The sequence below is a fragment of the Streptomyces toxytricini genome (assembly GCF_014649915.1).
Classification (GTDB): domain Bacteria; phylum Actinomycetota; class Actinomycetes; order Streptomycetales; family Streptomycetaceae; genus Streptomyces; species Streptomyces toxytricini.
In genome coordinates, this window is record NZ_BMTY01000023.1 from 1 (window position 1) to 16,128 (window position 16,128).

Consider the following 16,128-nt stretch of genomic DNA (forward strand, 5'->3'; position numbering starts at 1 on the left):
CTTTTCGGCGGTCGGGAGGCTGTGGCCGCACGAAAGGACGACCAGAGCATCATCCGGAGACGGAAGCGCCCCAGATCGCTACGTGGCCCGGGTTTGCTCGGCGTCTGGTGGCCGTCCGGGGCCGGGCGGCGCGTCAGATCGCTACAGGGGCGCCGCCGGTTCGGCGGCTGACCGCCGGGTTGCAGGTGTGGGCAGCGCTGACGCTGCCTGGCTGCTTGCCGTCTGTAGCCGAGATGGTAGGAGAGGGCAGCAAGGTGGGGCGCTTCGCGCCCCGACGGCCTTGAGCCGCCGAAAGCAACGATTCAAGCAGCGAGTGGGCGCTTCGCGGCCCACCACCGCGGCGGTCAGGCGCCGAGACGTGACGAGCACGGGGCAAACCGGGGCGCTTCGCCGCCTTTGCCGGCGGTCGGGCTCGGAGCAGACCGGCAGATGTTGCAGTCTGACGCGCCTGCTCGCCCCGGATGGCGACGGGTCGCCGAGAGGACCGACGCGCGCGGCAATCCCACGTGCGTCCTCGCTCGGGACGGCGGCCAGGCGCCGAGCAGGTCGGCTTGTGTAGCGGTCTGACGCGCCTTTCCGCCCGGACGGCGGTCAGGCGCCGGCCAGGCCCGCATATGTAGCGATCTGACGCGCCCCCGCCACTGGCGGCCGCCAGGCGCCGGCCGAGGTCAGGCACGAAGCGATCTGGGGCGGGGTGTCTTCGGATGATGGTCTGGGCGGCGGTTGGTGCTGCCACGGCTGGCCGGATACGGATTGCAGCCTCGCTGTGGCCTTGGGGGACAGGGCGGGCGGGATGGGTCGGCGCGGCTCTGGCGGGGGTCTGGGCATCGAGGTCCCCCCTGCCATTCCCCCTGGGGCTTCCCGGCAGTCTTTCGGCATTCCGGGGTGGGTCGTTCTGTCAAGGGTGGCCGTCAGGCCATCGCGAAGCGACGCGACCGCAGGGAGCGCCCTTGACAGGGCGGCCCGCACCGGAAGGACGATGGGACTGACGGGCAGCCCCAGGGCCACGTCCCGACCCCGGCTCCGGTCCTCCCGCTCGCCGTATTCCGATGTTGCAATCCGTCCCGGCTGCGGGCTCCCGCCGCCCCGCCGCCCCGCCGCCCCGCCGCCCCGACGCCGTGGCCGGTCCCGCCCCCGGGCCTCCCGCCCACCCCGCCGCCTCGCGCCTTACCCCGCCCCGTCGCCCTCCGCCGCCCCCGGCCGCGGTTCTGCCAGGCGGGTCACCGCGTCCACCACCGCCGCGCGGTGGGCCGGGGTGGGGGGTTCGGTTGCCGTGGTGAACCAGGCCTGGGCCAGGGCGATGACCAGAGTCAGGATGTCCGATGCATCGTGCGTGGGGTCCACGCGGCCCGACCGCTGGGCCTCCTTCAGGGCCGTGTTCTTGCGTGCGTACGCCTCGGCTTCCGGGGGCGTCGCCGTGGGGCGCTCCAGGCGCTTCCACATCACCAGGCGCATCAGGCGGGGGTCCGCCGTGAGGTGGTCGAAGACCGCCCCGGCGTAGGCGGGCAGGTTCTCCGGGTCGAAGGGGACGGATTCCGCGCCCTGCTCCATGGCCTCCTGCAGGACCTGGTCGAAGAGCTGCTCTTTGTTGCCGTAGTAGACGTAGATCATCCGCTTGTTCGCCCCGGCCGTGTCGGCGATGCGGTCGACCCGGGCGCCGGCGATACCGTACTCGGCGAACTCGTCGAAGGCGGCCGCGAGGATGCGGGCCTTCGTTGCGCTGGAATCACGTGCCATGACGTCCAGGCTAGCAAGTAACTATCCAGTTATTGACAACCACTGGAACGGCCGTGCATGGTGAGTAGGTAACTGGTTAGTTATGCATGGCCCCCCGCCCCACCCCCTCAGGAGCACCCCATGGAAATGCGCGCACTCGGAACCCAGGGCCTTCGTGTCGGAGCCGAAGGCCTCGGCTGTATGGGCATGAGCGCCTACTACGGCGCCACGGACGAGGCCGAGTCCCTCGCCACCATCCACCGAGCCCTCGAACTCGGCGTCACCATGCTCGACACCGCCGAGACGTACGGCCCCTTCATCAACGAGCAGCTCCTCGCCAAGGCCGTCGCCGGCCGCCGCGAGCAGGTCGTCATCGCCACCAAGACCGGCATCGAGATCGCCGATGACGGCACCCGCGGCGGCCACAACGGCGGACGCGAGTACATCCACCGCGCTGCCGAGCGGTCCCTGCGCCACCTCGGCACCGACTACATCGACCTGTACTACCTGCACCGCGTCGACCCCGCCGTCCCGATCGAGGAGAGCATCGGCGCCATGGCGGAGCTCGTCACCGCCGGCAAGGTCCGCTACCTCGGCATCAGCGAGGCCGCGGCGGCCACCATCCGCCGCGCGCACGCCGTCCACCCGCTGACCGCCGTGCAGACCGAGTACTCGCTCTTCGAGCGCGGCCTGGAGGAGAACGGCGTACGGGACGCCCTCGACGAGCTCGGCATCGGCCTCGTCGCCTACTCCCCGCTCGGCCGCGGCTTCCTCTCCGGCGCGATCACCAGCCCCGACGACTTCGCCGAGGACGACTTCCGCCGTACCGACCCGCGCTTCCAGGGCGAGAACTTCCGCCGCAACCTCGCCGTCGTCGAGGAGGTGAAGCGACTGGCCGACGCCAAGTCGGTCACCCCGTCCCAGCTGGCCCTGGCATGGGTCCTCAGGCAGGGCGCGGTGCCGATCCCCGGGACGAAGCGCCGCCGCTACCTGGAGGAGAACATCGCCGCGACCGGCGTGACCATCACGGACGAGGACATCGCGGCCATCGAGGCAGTCGCACCCCGGGGCATCGCCTCCGGCGACCGGTACGCGCCGGAGCTGATGGCCAACCTGGACGGCTGACCCGCCGGGAGCAGGAGCACCCGTGGACCATGGCGGAATTAAATCGGGTGCCCCGCCCCCTGCCGCTCCCTAGACTCGCACCGCGCGCCGCATTCGAACAACCCGGCGCATCCGCCGCCGTGTTGGCGGTTCGCACGTCGCCGAGCAGAGAAGGGGAACAGACCATGTGCCGTCGGCGCACCGTCGTTTTCGTTCTCCCGTCCCGGTACGACGTGATCCCGGTGTCCCGGGCCGCGCGGTGTCCGCTGCGCGGCCGACACCGCACGTCCTGACGCACTTCCGGTCCGGCGGGGCCGCCAGGCCCGCCGGGCCGGGGCCCAGCCCCGGCCCGGTCCGCCCTCCGCCCCACCCCACCCTGCCCCGCCCCGCTGCGGCGCGGCCGTTCGCGGCTCGGCGGGTGTGTCGCCTGAGTGGAGCCGGAATCGGAAGCGGAACCGGATGCCGATCGGCATCCGGAGCCGCATCCCGCCATGCGTCAGGGAATCGCGCAGCCCAAGCAGCCGCACCATCCGAAAGGCCGGGCCATGCGCACCAGCCGGCGTTCCCTCGCCACCACCACCGCCACCACCCGCACCGCCACCGCCCGTCCCGCCCTTGCCGCCGTCCGCAACATCGGCATCCTCGCCCACGTCGACGCGGGCAAGACGACGGTCACCGAGCGGATCCTGTTCGCCACCGGCGCCGTCCACAAGCGCGGCGAGGTGCACCAGGGCACCACCGTCACCGATTACGACGCGCAGGAGCGCGACCGCGGGATCACCATCTTCGCCGCGGCCGTCAGCTGCTCCTGGGCGGGCCACCGCATCAACCTCATCGACACGCCCGGCCACGTCGACTTCGCCGACGAGGTCGAGCGCTCCCTGCGCGTCCTCGACGGGGCGGTCGCCGTCTTCGACGCCGTCGCCGGCGTCGAGCCGCAGAGCGAGTCGGTGTGGCGCCAGGCGGACCGGCACGGCGTCCCGCGGATCGCGTTCGTCAACAAGATGGACCGGGCGGGCGCCGACCTCGACACGGCGGCACGGTCGCTGCGCGACCGGCTCGGCGCCGTCCCGCTCGTGGCGCAGCTGCCGATCGGGCGGGAGGACGGCTTCGCCGGCATCGTCGACCTGGTCCGCATGCGCGCCCTGCTCTGGCCCCCCGGCTCCGACACCTGCCGGACGCTCGCGGAGGCCGAGTGGGACGCCGAGGGCGGGCCCGGCCTGCGCGCCGAGGCCCTCCGCCGCCGGCGTCTGCTGGAGGAGGCCGTTGCGGAACTCGATCCGGAAGCCCTGGAGGAGTTCTGCGCCACCGGCACCCTGAGCGACGGGGCCCTCGCCCGGGCCCTGCGGACGGCGACCCTCGACGGCTCCGGCACGGTCGTCCTGTGCGGGTCCGCCTACCGCAACCGCGGGGTGGAGCCGCTCCTCGACGCCGTCGCCGCCTACCTGCCGTCGCCCGACGACATGCCGCCCGTGCGGGGCACCGCCGCGGACGGCGCCGACCAGGAGCGCCACCCCGACGCCGGCGGGCCGGTCGCCGCGCTCGCCTTCAAGGTCTCGGTGACCGCCACCGGCCGCCTCACCTTCGTACGCATCTACTCCGGCACCCTGAGGAAGGGGGACACCGTGCTGGACACGAGTACCGGCCGCACCGAGCGCGTCGCGCGCATCCTGCGCGTCCAGGCCGACCGGCACACGGAGTTGGACGAGGCGCGCGCCGGCGACATCGTCGCCGTCGTCGGGCCGAAGGCCGCCCGCGCCGGCACCACGCTGTGCGCGCCGCAGGCACCGCTGCTCCTCGAACCTCCCGTCGTCGCCGACCCGGTGGTGTCCGTCGCCGTCGAGGCGCGCCGCAGCACCGACACCGGCCGCCTGGCGGCCGCGCTGGCCCGGCTGGCGGAGGAGGACCCGTCGCTGCGCGTGCGCAGCGACGCCGAGACCGGCCAGACCGTGCTGTCCGGGATGGGCGAACTCCACCTGGAGGTCGCGGTGGAGAAGATCCGCCGCGACCACGGTCTCGACCCCGCCGTGGGCCGGCCGCAGGTGTCGTACCGGGAGACCGTCCTGAGCGGCGTGACGGGCCTCGTGCACCGGCACGTCAAACAGGACGGCGGGGCGGGCCAGTTCGCGCACCTCGTCATCGACGTCGAGCCGCTGGACGGTGCGGCCGCCGGACCCGAGACGGCCTTCGAGTTCCGCTCGACGGTCGTCGGCGGGCGGGTGCCGCAGGAGTACGTGCGCGCCGTCGAGGCCGGCTGCCGGGACGCGCTCGCCGACGGGCCGCTGGGCGGCCACCCGGTGACGGGCCTGCGGGTAACCCTCACCGACGGGGCGACGCACTCCAAGGACTCCTCGGAGATGGCGTTCCGCACCGCCGGGCGGGCCGCGCTGCGGGCGGCGCTGCGGCAGTGCGCGATGGGGCTGCTGGAACCGGTGGCCGAGGTCGTGGCCACCGTCCCGGACGAGGCCGTCGGCACGGTCCTCGGCGACCTCGCATCGCGCCGCGGCCGGGTGTCCGGATCCGAGAGCCGGTCCGGGACCACGGCGGTCACGGCCGTGGTGCCGCTGGCGGAGCTGTTCGGGTACGCGTCCCGGCTGCGCGGGCGGACCCAGGGCCGCGGCACCTTCACGACCCGGCCGGCCGGGCTCGCCCCGGTGCCGGAGACGGTCGCGGCTCAGGTCCTGGCCGGCTGACGGGCCGCTTCTCGGCCCCCGCCGCCGTGCACGGGCGCGGCGGCGGGGAGCCGCGGGCCGGGGGGCCGAGGGCGGGGAGCCGCGGGCCGGCGCCGAGGGTCCGGGCCGGGGCCAGGTGCCGAGGTCCGGGCCGGGGGCCGGGGGCCCAAGCCGGGGCCGGTGCTCGGGGTACCGCGCAGCCCCCGCGGCGGCGTCCCCGCAGCCGGGGCGCGGCGTGCCGTTCCGGTGGGGGTACGTGATCCTGGTGGCATGGGCTCCGCCGGTGTCCCCCGCAAGCGGATCGCCGCGCGCTACGCCGCGGCCGCCCGCAGGTCGGGCCGGGTCACCCTCGCCGCCGGGGCCGGCTTCTACCTGTTCCTGTACGGCTTCGAAGCGACGGTGGCGGCCACGTACGCCCTGTTCGCGGCGGTGTCGATGGCCGGGCTGTCCCGGATCCCGGGCACGGGGCGGCAGCGTGCCGCGGTGCTGGTGCGGCTGGTGCCGGCGTGCTGGCTGCTGGTGGCCGTCGGCACGTACCTGGCGGTGCGTACGTGGACCGCCGTGGCCGGCATGCTCGTCATCGGCTTCGCGCTCGCCTTCGTCGCGGCCGGCGGCCCCCGCGCCGCGGGCGCGGCGCCGGGCCTGCAGCTGCTGTACATCCTGCCGTCGTTCCCGCCCTACGATCCGGGCTCGCTCGACGAGCGGCTCGTCGGCACCACCGCCGGCCTGCTGCTCCTGATCCTCGCCGAGGCGTGCCTCTTCCCCGATCCGCCGACCGTCCCCTACCGGGAGCTCGCCGCCCGCGCCGCCGACACCGCGCAGGCGTGCCTCCGCGAGCTCGCCGCCCCGCCCTGGCGGCTCACGGAGCAGCGCGCGCGGGACGCGGAGGCGGCGATCGGCTCGCTGCGGCCCATGAACGTCGCGGAGGCCGACCGGCCCGCCGGGCCTGGCGTCCACGAGCGGGCCCTGTCGCAGACCGGGCTGTCGGCGCGGACCCTGCTCGCCCGGCTCGTCCGGCTGCCCGAGCCGCCGGGCGGGACGGGGCCGGCGCAGCCCGGCCGGGAGATGCTGGAGGCCGTGCGGCGGACCGCCGAGGAGACCGCGGCGTGCCTGCGGGGCGCCGCGCCGGCGACCGGCGCCCGGGAGGGGCTGGCGCGGGCCCGCGCCGCGCTGGTGGACACGCACCCCGAACCGGCCGCGGCCGGTCCGGCACCGGGGGCCCCGCACCCGCCGGAGCGGGTGGCGGTGCTGCGCTGGTACGCGGGCCTCATCGAGGCGGCCGACGCCGCGCTTGCCATGTCCACGGCCGCCGCGATCTCCGTACGCGGCCGGGCCGCCGCCCCCGACCCGCCGCCGATGCGCTTCTGGTACGCCCGCATGCGAGCTCCCCGGCTGTGGTGGATGCGGCTGGAGGGTCACGCGGGGCGCCGCTCGGTGTTCTTCCAGAACGCGGTCCGGATCAGCCTCGCCCTGGCCGCCGCCCGCACGGTCGCCGGACTGGACACCCTCCCGCACGGCTTCTGGGCCACCCTCGCGGCCCTGACGCTGACCCGGACGACGGTCCGCGAGACCCGGACGACGGTCCGGCTCGCCCTGACCGGCACGCTCGCGGGGGCGCTCCTGGCCGCCGTGCTGCTGGCCGCCGTCGGGACCGACACCACCGTGTACGCGATCGCCCTGGCGCCCGTCATGCTGCTGACCTTCACACTCGGGCCGGTCAAGGGCGTCGGGTGGGCGCAGGCGATGTTCACGGTGACCATCGCCCTGGTGTTCGCGCAGCTCGCCCCGGCTACCTGGCAGCTCGCGGAGCTGCGGCTGGTGGACGTGCTGATCGGCAGCGCGATCGGCGCGGTGTTCGGGCTGCTCGCGTGGCCGCGCGGCGCGCACGAGGAGCTCCAGCGCTCGGCGGCCGTGCTGATGCGCGGGGCGGCGGAGATCGTCGTGGCGACGACTGCCGCGGTCGCCGGGGGCGGCGTACGTGAGGTGCAGCCGGCGGTGCCGGGGCACCGCTCGCTGCGGCACTCGCTGATTCTCGCCGAATCGGCGTTCGCCCAGTACCAGAGCGAGCCGGAGGGGTCGTACGGGCACCGGGGCCACGCCGGGCAGCCGGGCGGGGCGGGCCGGTCCGGCCCCGTACCGGAGCCGGACTGGCAGGCCACCGTCATGGCCGGGCACCACACCCTGTGGGGGTCGGACCGGCTGATGGAGCCCCCGCAGCCGCAGCCCGGGCCGGTCACCGTGCCCCCGCTCGGCCCCGATGCGGCCGCGGCCGTGACCCGGCTGGGCGACCGGGTCGCCGGCCGCATGCTGCTGGTGTCGGCGGCGCTCGACCCGGGCGGCGACACCCCGGCCGCACCGGTCGCACTGCGGGATCCGGCGTTCGACGGCTTCGCCGCCCAGCCGGACGGAGCGCCGCGCCTCTACTACATGACGGTGTTCTGGCTGGACTCCCTGATCACCGACCTCGAACACATCACGGGAACCGCCCGGAACTGACCCGCCCGGGGCGCGGGCGTGCGGTGGGCCGGGCGATACTTCGCTCCTCGACCTCCCCCGAAAGGCGGCGCCCGCATGCCGGACCCGACCGACCCGACCGACCCGGCCGTGCCGACCGACCTGACCGACCCGACCGTGCCGACCGGCCCGAACACCCCGCCCCCCAGCCCGCCGGCCGCTCCCCGGGAGGCGGCCGCCGAGCGGCCGCTGCCGCCGGAGGCACTGCGGGGCGCGTTCCGGCCGATCACCGAGGTGGGCGCCGACATCCTGCACCGGCGGTGCGCCGACGTCACCGGGTTCGGAACGCCGGAGCTGTCCCGGCTCGTCGACGACATGTTCTTCACCATGCACGCCGCCCGCGGCGTCGGCCTCGCCGCCAACCAGATCGGCGTGAACCTGCGGGTGTTCGTGTACGACTGCCCCGACGACGACGGCGTCCGCCACATCGGCCACGTGTGCAACCCGGTCCTCGACCCGCTCCCGGACACGGCCGGCGGCGGTACGGATCCCGCCGCCCCGGCCGTCGTCCGGGCGGAAGGGTGCCTCTCGGTGCCCGGCGCCCGCCACGAGCTGGCCCGCGCCGGCCGCGCCGTCGTCCGGGGCAGCGACAAGGACGGCAACCCGGTCGTCGTGGAGGGCACCGGGTTCTTCGCCCGCTGCCTCCAGCACGAGACCGACCACCTCGACGGCACCCTGTACACCGACCGCCTGACCCCCGACCAGCGCGCCCGCTGCCTGGCGGACATGGCCGAGAACGCCGAAACGGTCCGCGCAGCCCGCCTGACCCGCGCCCAACTCCTGGGCCGCTGAAGGCCCGGCGGGGCGGGGTTTGGCGGGAGTCGGCCGGTCGGGTCGGGAGCGCGGCGGCTGGTGCGGGATGGCGGGAGCCGATGGGTCGGGGTCGGAGGCGTGGCGGCGCGGGGTGGGGTTTGGCGGGAGTCGGCCGGTCGGGTCGGGAGCGCGGCGGCGGGGGTGGGGGCGGCGGGAGCCGATCGGCCGGGGTCGGAAGGGCGACTGGGGGAGTCCCCGGCAGTTGATGGTGTCCGGGGCGGGCCGGTCCCTCAAGGGCGCTCCTCCTTCGTCGTCGCGTCGCTGCGCGATGGCCCTTGCGGGCCACCCTTGACCGACCGACCCGCCCCGGAGGCATTTTTTCTGCCGGGACGCCCCCAGGGGAATGACCTGGAGGGATCATGAGGCATACGGGCGCATCAGGGAGCCTTCTCTCCCGCCCCGGCAGGCACATTTCGTCCCACCGGCATCCGCAGTCGTGTCGGCAGGAGCCCGGAGAAGCTCTGACGCAGGGAAACGACGTCCAGAGCATCATCCGGAGACAGGAGCGCGACAGATCGCTACATGGGCGCCCTCGGCTCAGCGTCCGGCGGCCGTCCCGGGCTGGGAGGCGCATCAGCTCGATACACCCTGCCGTCTGCTCGGCGTCTGGCCCCCGCCTTGCGCCCGCCCGCCGCCTGGGGCGGAGAAGCACCCCAGCTCCCTGCACGCTTCCGCCGTTTCGGCGGCGGCGGCCGTCTTGGGCCGCGAAGCGCCCGACCTCGCTGCCTGCGACTGCCTCCGGCGGCCGGCCGCCGGCAAAGGGCGGCCCTGTAGCGTTCCGGTGGCGCTTCGCCGCCCAGGACGGGCGTCGGCCGCCGACGAACAGAGCATCCGCAGCGATCAGGGGCGCTTCGCGGCCCTGCTGGAGGCATGGATCGGGACGGGGTCGCTGCGCGCCCAGGGCAGCCCCAAGCCGCCGAAAAGGCAGAAGCGCGCAGTGATCCTGGGCGCTTCGCAGCCCACGCACGTAGCCACCCGCCAAACGAGCAAACGCCGCCGGCGAACGATTTGATCTGCCCCGCCCCTCACGGCCGCCGAACGCTACGCCGACGGCGCCCACGCACTGCTTTGTCGCGCTACCCGGCCGTTGACGGCCGTCGGACGTCGAAGAAGCCGGGCCGTGTGGCGTTCTGTCGGGCTGCCCGGCCGTTGACGGCCGTCGGACGTCGAACAAACGCCGTCCTCGAGCGATCTGGCGTGCCCCGCCCCTGACGGCCGCCGGACGCCGAAAGACCGGGCTGTGTAGCGATCTGACGCGCCGCCCATCCGTCGACGGCCGGCGGACGCCGAAGGAACCCGGCTCTGTAGCGATCTGACCGCGCCTCCTTGCCCATGACGGCCGCCGGACGCTGAGCAAAGGACGCCCGCGTAGCGATCTGGGGCGCTTCTGTCTCCGGATGATGCTCTGGTCATCGTTTCCCGACGTCAGAGCCCCCGGGCTCCCGTCGGCGCATCGGTTGATGCCGGTGGGTCGAAAGGGGGCTCTGGGGCGGGAGAGAAAGCGCTGTGATGCGCCCGTATGCCTCACCCTCCCCCCTGGCCGTTCCCCTGGGGGCGTCCCGGCAGAAAAAATGCCTCCGGGGCGGGTCGGTCGGTCAAGGGTGGCCCGCAAGGGCCATCGCGCAGCGACGCGACCGAAAGGGAGCGCCCTTGAGGGACCGGCACGCCCCGGACACCATCAACTGCCGGGGACACCCCCAGAACCACCCCTGATGCCGGCTGATCGGCTACCCCAACCCTCACCCCCGCCGCCGCACCCCCGACCCCGATCGATCGGCTCCGGATCACCCCGGGTTCCGCCGTCGCTTCCGCCCCCGACCGGCCGGCTCCCGCCATCCCGCGTCCCCTGTCTCTCCCGTTCCCGACCGGCCGGCTTCCGCCCCCGGGCCCCGCCGCCTGCCCGCCGGCCCCGAGTTGTCGGCTCTTGTCCCCACCACCCCGTTCCGCGAGGCCGCCCGCGCTACGCGCCGTCCGTGTGCCCGGCCGCCGCCGCGGTGAGGAGGGGGGCCGCCCAGGCGGGGAGTGCGGAGGCGGGCGGGAAGGGTGACGGCGGGTCGGTGGTGATGCCGATGCCGCCCGCGGGGTCGCCGTACGTGAAGCTCGCGGACCACCACAGCCAGGAGCCGACGAACCCGTTCGCGCTTCCGGCCAGGGCCAGTCCGCCCCGCAGGGCGGGGGTTTCGTACCAGTAGCCGGCCAGGACGCCCGCCCGGGCCGCGGCTTCGTCGGTGTCCGCAGGCCGTGAGTCCGAGGCGAGGCCCGCGGCGACGATCGGGGCCGAGAAGCGGTGGTGGGCGACGAGCCGGCCGGCGTCGCGGACGACTGCGTCCAGCAGGAGGGGCGGCAGCCCGAGGGCGGCCGCCTCCAGGCGTTCCACGAGGGCGGGCGCGTCGGGGTGGGCCGCGGTCTCCGGGCCGGGCACGACGCGCACGCCCTCCAGGAGCCGGGCGTCCGCGGCCCCGGCGGCGAGGGTGCGTACGTACGCCAGCACCCGCACCGTCTGCCAGTGGCACAGGGTGTCGAGCAGGGCGAGACGCGAGCTGCGGAACGCCGGGCGGGCCGGCCAGTCCACCGCACGGACGGGATCCCCGAGCACGCGCAGCGCGGCCGGCACGGGGGCGGGGAACACCAGGCGCTGCCCGGGGGCGACGCCCCGGTCGGGCGCCGAGCGGAAGCCCGGCCAGGCGGGCGGGGTCGTTCTTCCCGGTTCCTCGTTGTCGCTGGTCATGCCGTCATGCCCTTCCGCCTCGGCTCTCACGGGCCCCGGCGGTCCTGCCGTTCCCGCAGCAACCACGCGGCACGCACCGAAGCGGTTCCCACGCGTCACGGGCGCCACTCGGGCTCAGGAGCCGCTTGCCGGTGCGGGGGCCGCACCCAGGGGGCGAAGCGCTGATCCGGGCCGGCGTCCTCGCGCCAGTACCGCAGGACGGATTCCTCGACGATATCGAGCCGTTCAGCGGCGATCAGGCACGAGACGGGTTCCTGCCCGCCCGCGTCGGCCTCGAAGGCGACCACGACGGGCGGCGTCTCGCCGAACTGGCGCGTGGCCCTGTGGAGTTCGTCCGCCGTAGGTGCACGGAAGGTCGGGTCGTAGAACGCCGACGGGCAGCAGACGAAGAACGGAGAGCCGAATATCAGCTCCAGGCCGTGGTGGTAGGCCAGGTCGTGACCGGCGGCGAGCCTGAGCTGCGCACCGTCCCAGGCGATCACGTCCCAGTCCCACCAGTTCCCCTCGGGGAGCCGGATCGCTGCATGCGTTCCTTCGATGTCCATCCGCGTCCCCCGGGCTCGTTCGAACAGGTCGACAGGCTACACAGCGGCGTCGGGGCCTTGAGGTGTCTGCGCTGCCGGCTCGGGCTCCGATGCCGCCCCGAGCGCGGCGCTCAGGTAGCGGTGGACGACGTCGAGCTCGCCGGTGGTGAAGCCGGCGGCCGCGTCGACCAGGCGGCCGATGAGCGGGCCGAAGAAGGACCATCCCAGGTCCACCGCCTTGGGCTCCACCGACAGCAGTACGCGCCGGCGGTCCCGGTCGTCGCGGCTGCGGCGGACCAGCCCCTGCCGCTCCAGGCGGTCGACGAGCGAGGTCACGCCGGCCGAGTTCAGCCGCAGGGCCGCGCCGAGCCGGCCCGAGGTGGCGCGGGTACCGGCGCGATCGGCGTCCAGCAGGAAGATCAGCGCGCGCAGGTCGGTCGGGTGCAGGCCGTGGCCCGCGGCGAACTCGGCGCCGCGCAGGTCGAACTCCACGGTGACCGCGCGCAGCAGGTGGACCAGCTGCATCTCGCGGCCGTCGGGCAGAGGCGTCGGGGAATCGCTCACTTGGCTATTATCTCGCTCAGCGAGAGAATTGGTCAATCGTCGTCGCCCGTCGGGAGGCAGCCGTGTCCGACCCCCTGCCCTTGTCCGTGCCGTCACCCCCGGGCGCCTCCGCCGGTGCGCGGTTCTCCGCCGCGTACGACGCGCTGCTCGCCCGCTGGCCGGCGGGAACCGAGGAGCTGGACGTCCCCACGCCCTTCGGCGCCACCCGCGTGCACGCCCACGGACCGGCCGACGCCCCGCCCGTGCTGCTGCTGCCCGGGGGCGGCGCCACCGGCGCCGTCTGGTTCCACACCGCCGCCGCGCTCGGCGCGCGCCACCGCGTGCTGGCCGCGGACATCCTCGGCGACGCCGGGCGCAGCGTCCCGCAGGGGCGGCCCCTGCGCACCCCCGACGACCTGACGGCCTGGCTGGACGCGCTCCTGGACGGCCTCGGTGCCCGCCGTACTCACCTGGTGGGGCACTCGTACGGGGCGTGGATCGCCCTGACCCACGCCCTGCGGCGCCCCGAACGCGTGGACCGGCTGGTGCTGCTCGACCCGACGCAGTGCTTCGCCGGCTTCCGCCCGGGGTTCCTGCTGCGGTCGCTGCCCGTGCTGGTGCGGCCGACCGCCGCCCGGGCGCTCGCGTACGTGGACCGGGAAACGGCCGGTACGGCCGCCGACCCGGACTGCAAGCGCCTGTTCGCGTACGCGGCCGAGGCCTTCGCCGGTCGGCGGCCGGTGACGGGCCGCCGCCCGGACCCCTCCGCCCTGCGGGCGCCGCTGCTGGTCCTGATGGCGGAGCGCAGTGCAGCCCACCGGGCCGAGGCCGTCGCGGCCCGGGCCCGCGCGGCCGTCCCGCACGCCCGGGTCGAGACGCTCCCCGGGCTGACGCACTTCGCGCTGCCGACGGGGCTGCCGCCCGAGGCGTTGGCGCGGATCGGCGCCTTCCTCGACGGCCCTGCCTGAACGGGCGGCGGCGGCGGCCCGCCCGGCGGGTGCCGGGCGGGCCGACCCGTCAGCCCTTCCCGAGGAGCTTCTGCATGTGGGCGATCTCGGCGGTCTGCGAGGTGATGATCGCCTGGGCCATCGCCTTCGCCTCGGCGAAGGCGCCCTGGGACTGCTCGGTCCGGGCCATCGCCACGGCGCCCTCGTGGTGCTTCACCATCAGTTCCATGAAGGCGGTGTCGAAGGCCTTCCCGGACGCCGACTTCAGGCCTTCCATTTCCTGGGCGGTCATCATGCCGGCCGCGCCGCCGCCGTGGCCGCCGTGGCCGGAGTGGTCCGCGGTGCCCTCGGCGGGCGGCTGCTCGCCCCACGAGGTGAGCCAGCCGGACAGGGTCCGGATCTCCGGGTCCTGGGCCTTCTTGATCTCCTCGGCCAGCTTCTTCACCTCCGGTGACGCGGCGCGCGAGGGGGCCAGGTCGGCCATCTCGATCGCCTGCCGGTGGTGGGGGATCATCCCCTTGGCGAAGGCGACGTCGGCCGCGTTGTGCCCGGCCGCGGAGGCGGGCGCCGACGGGGCGGCGGACGGCGAGGAGGCGGGGCCGTGCCCGTTGTGCCCGGCCGCGGAAGCGTCGCCGTCGGCGGTGCCGCTGCCGCATGCGGTCAGGGCGAGGGCGGCCGCTCCGGCCGCGAGGACGGCCGCGGTGCGGCGGGCGAGGGAACGCTTGCTGCTCATGGTGCAACTCCTTGCTGCGCAGCCCGAGGCGGGGGAGCGGCCCGAGAGGGCGCCCGTACGCGGGGACTGCGCGGGAAACGGATGGCGAGGGGCCGGAGCGCGGTGCGGCCGCCGCCGACGGCTGTCGGGGCAGGGGCGCCGCGCGGGCCGCTCTAGATCCGCAGGAGTTGGAGTTCCGCCAGGTCGGGCGGGGCCCGGCCGGCCGTGCCGTCGTCCGGCGCGACCCCGGAGGGCGGCGGCGGGGGCGGGGCGCCGGCGAGCGCGGCGGTCAGGGCGGGGGGCGCGTAGGCGGAAGCCGTGCCGGCCGCCGCGCAGGTCGCGTCGGCGTGCGCCAGGTGGCCGGAGCCGTCGGCCGAGTGCGAGCAGTCGGCCGACGCCGGGCCCGGTTCCGCCGGGCCGGTCGCCGGCGTGTGCCCGCCGTGCCGGTCCGCCGTCTGCACGGCGGCGGTGTGCGGCGCGGCCGCGGCCGGGTTCGGCGGCAGGGCGTGCATCCCGAGCACGCCGGCCAGGACCAGCAGCACCAGCAGCACGAAGGCACGCCCCGCGGGGCGGGGGCCGAGCGGCTGTCCGGTCCTGGTCACGGGGTCATCGTACGGGCAGGGCCGCGGGCCGGGCGTGAGGCCCCCGCGCCGTACCTCCGCCGGCCCGCGCCCGCCCGGATCAGGCTCGTACCGGCGGGCGGGCGCCGGGGCCGTCAGCGGGCCGTGTCGGCCAGCGGGGAGGGGGACGTCTCGCGCTGGTGGGGGACCGCGGCGTGCAGCGGCGCCGCGTGGGGGTCGTCGCCGCGGACGGAGACCGTGCGGGTGGGGGCGGGGATGGAGATGCCCTCGGACCGGAAGCGCCGGTGCAGCCGCTTCACGAACTCGTGCTTGATCCGGTACTGGTCGCTGAACTCGCCGACGCCCAGGATCACGGTGAAGTTCACCCGCGAGTCGGCGAACGTGTGGAAGCGGACGGCGCCCTCGTGCTCGGGGAGGGCGCCGCCCACCTCGGCCATGACCTCGTCGACGACCTCCAGCGTGACCCGCTCCACCCGGTCCAGGTCGTTCTCGTAGCCGACGCCGGCCTGGACGAGGATCGTGAGCGGCTGCTCCGGCTGCGTGAAGTTGGTCATGTTCGTGCGGGCGAGTCGCTGGTTCGGGATGATGACCAGGTTGTTCGAGAGGTTGCGGACCACCGTGTTGCGCCAGTTGATGTCGACGACGTAGCCCTCCTCACCGCTGCTGAGGCGGATGTAGTCGCCCGGCTGCACCGTCTTCGACGCCAGGATGTGCACGCCCGCGAACAGGTTCGCGAGGGTGTCCTGCAGGGCCAGGGCGACCGCCAGGCCGCCGACGCCGAGCGCGGTCAGCAGCGGTGCGATGGACACGCCCATCGTCTGGAGGGCGACCAGGAAGCCCATCACCAGCACCACGACGCGCGTGATGTTCACGAAGATGCTCGCCGACCCGGCGACGCCGGTCCGCGACGACGCCACCGACTGCACCAGGCCCGCGATCACCCGGGCCGCGCTGAGCGTGGCGATGAGGACCAGCAGCGCCGTCAGCGAGTCGTTGACCAGGCCGGAGAACCGGGCGGTCAGCGGCAGCGTCGAACAGGCCACCGCGGCGCCCGCGATCAGCGCCGCACCCGGCGCGACGGGGCGCAGGGCATCGACGATGACGTCGTCGCCCGCCCATCTGGTCTTGGCGGCGTGCTTCGCCAGCCGCTTGAGGACGGCCCGCAGCAGGAGCGCGGCCACGGCGCCCGCCGCGAGCGCGATGCCGGCCGCGAGCCAGTCGCCCAGGACGAGACCCCGGGTCAACGGACACCCCCCGCTGCCGCCGGAAGCCGC

12 protein-coding genes are annotated in these 16,128 nt (G+C 75.2%); 5 read left to right on the plus strand and 7 right to left on the minus strand.

The window, feature by feature from the left end; all coding sequences use genetic code 11:
- Positions 1-1,167: 1,167 nt before the first annotated feature.
- Complete coding sequence (locus tag IE170_RS25945) at positions 1,168-1,737, minus strand: TetR/AcrR family transcriptional regulator (RefSeq protein WP_189811861.1); 570 nt, start codon at positions 1,735-1,737, stop codon at positions 1,168-1,170.
- 120 nt (positions 1,738-1,857) lie between these two features.
- On the opposite strand from IE170_RS25945, the gene IE170_RS25950 reads away from it, so the two are divergent.
- The 4 genes from IE170_RS25950 (at position 1,858) to def (ending at position 8,798) form a co-directional block, all read left to right on the plus strand.
- Positions 1,858-2,841, plus strand: a complete 984-nt coding sequence (locus IE170_RS25950) for an aldo/keto reductase (RefSeq protein WP_189811862.1) — start codon at positions 1,858-1,860, stop codon at positions 2,839-2,841.
- A gap of 524 nt (positions 2,842-3,365) precedes the next feature.
- A complete protein-coding gene (gene fusA, locus IE170_RS25955) occupies positions 3,366-5,513 on the plus strand; it encodes an elongation factor G (protein WP_189811863.1) in 2,148 nt (715 codons plus the stop codon).
- Between the two features lie 249 nt (positions 5,514-5,762).
- Complete coding sequence (locus IE170_RS25960; RefSeq protein ID WP_189811864.1) at positions 5,763-7,988, plus strand: FUSC family protein; 2,226 nt, start codon at positions 5,763-5,765, stop codon at positions 7,986-7,988.
- 75 nt (positions 7,989-8,063) lie between these two features.
- Positions 8,064-8,798 carry a peptide deformylase gene (def, locus tag IE170_RS25965; RefSeq protein WP_189811865.1) on the plus strand — a complete coding sequence of 245 codons (735 nt, stop codon included), beginning with the start codon at positions 8,064-8,066 and terminating at the stop codon, positions 8,796-8,798.
- A 1,981-nt stretch (positions 8,799-10,779) separates the two neighbouring features.
- Here def and IE170_RS25970 read toward each other — a convergent pair.
- The 3 genes from IE170_RS25970 to IE170_RS25980 form a co-directional block, all read right to left on the minus strand.
- A complete protein-coding gene (locus tag IE170_RS25970) occupies positions 10,780-11,547 on the minus strand; it encodes a hypothetical protein (protein ID WP_189811866.1) in 768 nt (255 codons plus the stop codon).
- Between the two features lie 95 nt (positions 11,548-11,642).
- Entirely contained in the window at positions 11,643-12,092 is a 450-nt protein-coding gene (locus tag IE170_RS25975; protein WP_189811867.1) for a hypothetical protein, read from the minus strand.
- 36 nt (positions 12,093-12,128) lie between these two features.
- Complete coding sequence (locus IE170_RS25980) at positions 12,129-12,596, minus strand: MarR family winged helix-turn-helix transcriptional regulator (protein WP_189811959.1); 468 nt, start codon at positions 12,594-12,596, stop codon at positions 12,129-12,131.
- Between the two features lie 101 nt (positions 12,597-12,697).
- Here IE170_RS25980 and IE170_RS25985 point away from each other — a divergent pair, with 101 nt between their 5' ends.
- On the plus strand, positions 12,698-13,582 hold the full coding sequence (locus tag IE170_RS25985) for an alpha/beta hydrolase (RefSeq protein WP_229885164.1): 885 nt from the start codon (positions 12,698-12,700) through the stop codon (positions 13,580-13,582).
- A gap of 49 nt (positions 13,583-13,631) precedes the next feature.
- On the opposite strand, the gene IE170_RS25990 is transcribed toward IE170_RS25985, so the two are convergent.
- The 3 genes from IE170_RS25990 to IE170_RS26000 all read right to left on the minus strand — a co-directional run bounded on the left by IE170_RS25990 (position 13,632) and on the right by IE170_RS26000 (position 16,098).
- A complete protein-coding gene (locus tag IE170_RS25990) occupies positions 13,632-14,294 on the minus strand; it encodes a DUF305 domain-containing protein (protein WP_189811868.1) in 663 nt (220 codons plus the stop codon).
- 152 nt (positions 14,295-14,446) lie between these two features.
- Positions 14,447-14,875, minus strand: coding sequence for a DUF6153 family protein (locus IE170_RS25995; protein WP_189811869.1), 429 nt, complete (start codon positions 14,873-14,875; stop codon positions 14,447-14,449).
- 113 nt (positions 14,876-14,988) lie between these two features.
- Positions 14,989-16,098, minus strand: coding sequence for a mechanosensitive ion channel family protein (locus IE170_RS26000; protein WP_189811870.1), 1,110 nt, complete (start codon positions 16,096-16,098; stop codon positions 14,989-14,991).
- Between the last annotated feature and the right edge of the window lie 30 nt (positions 16,099-16,128).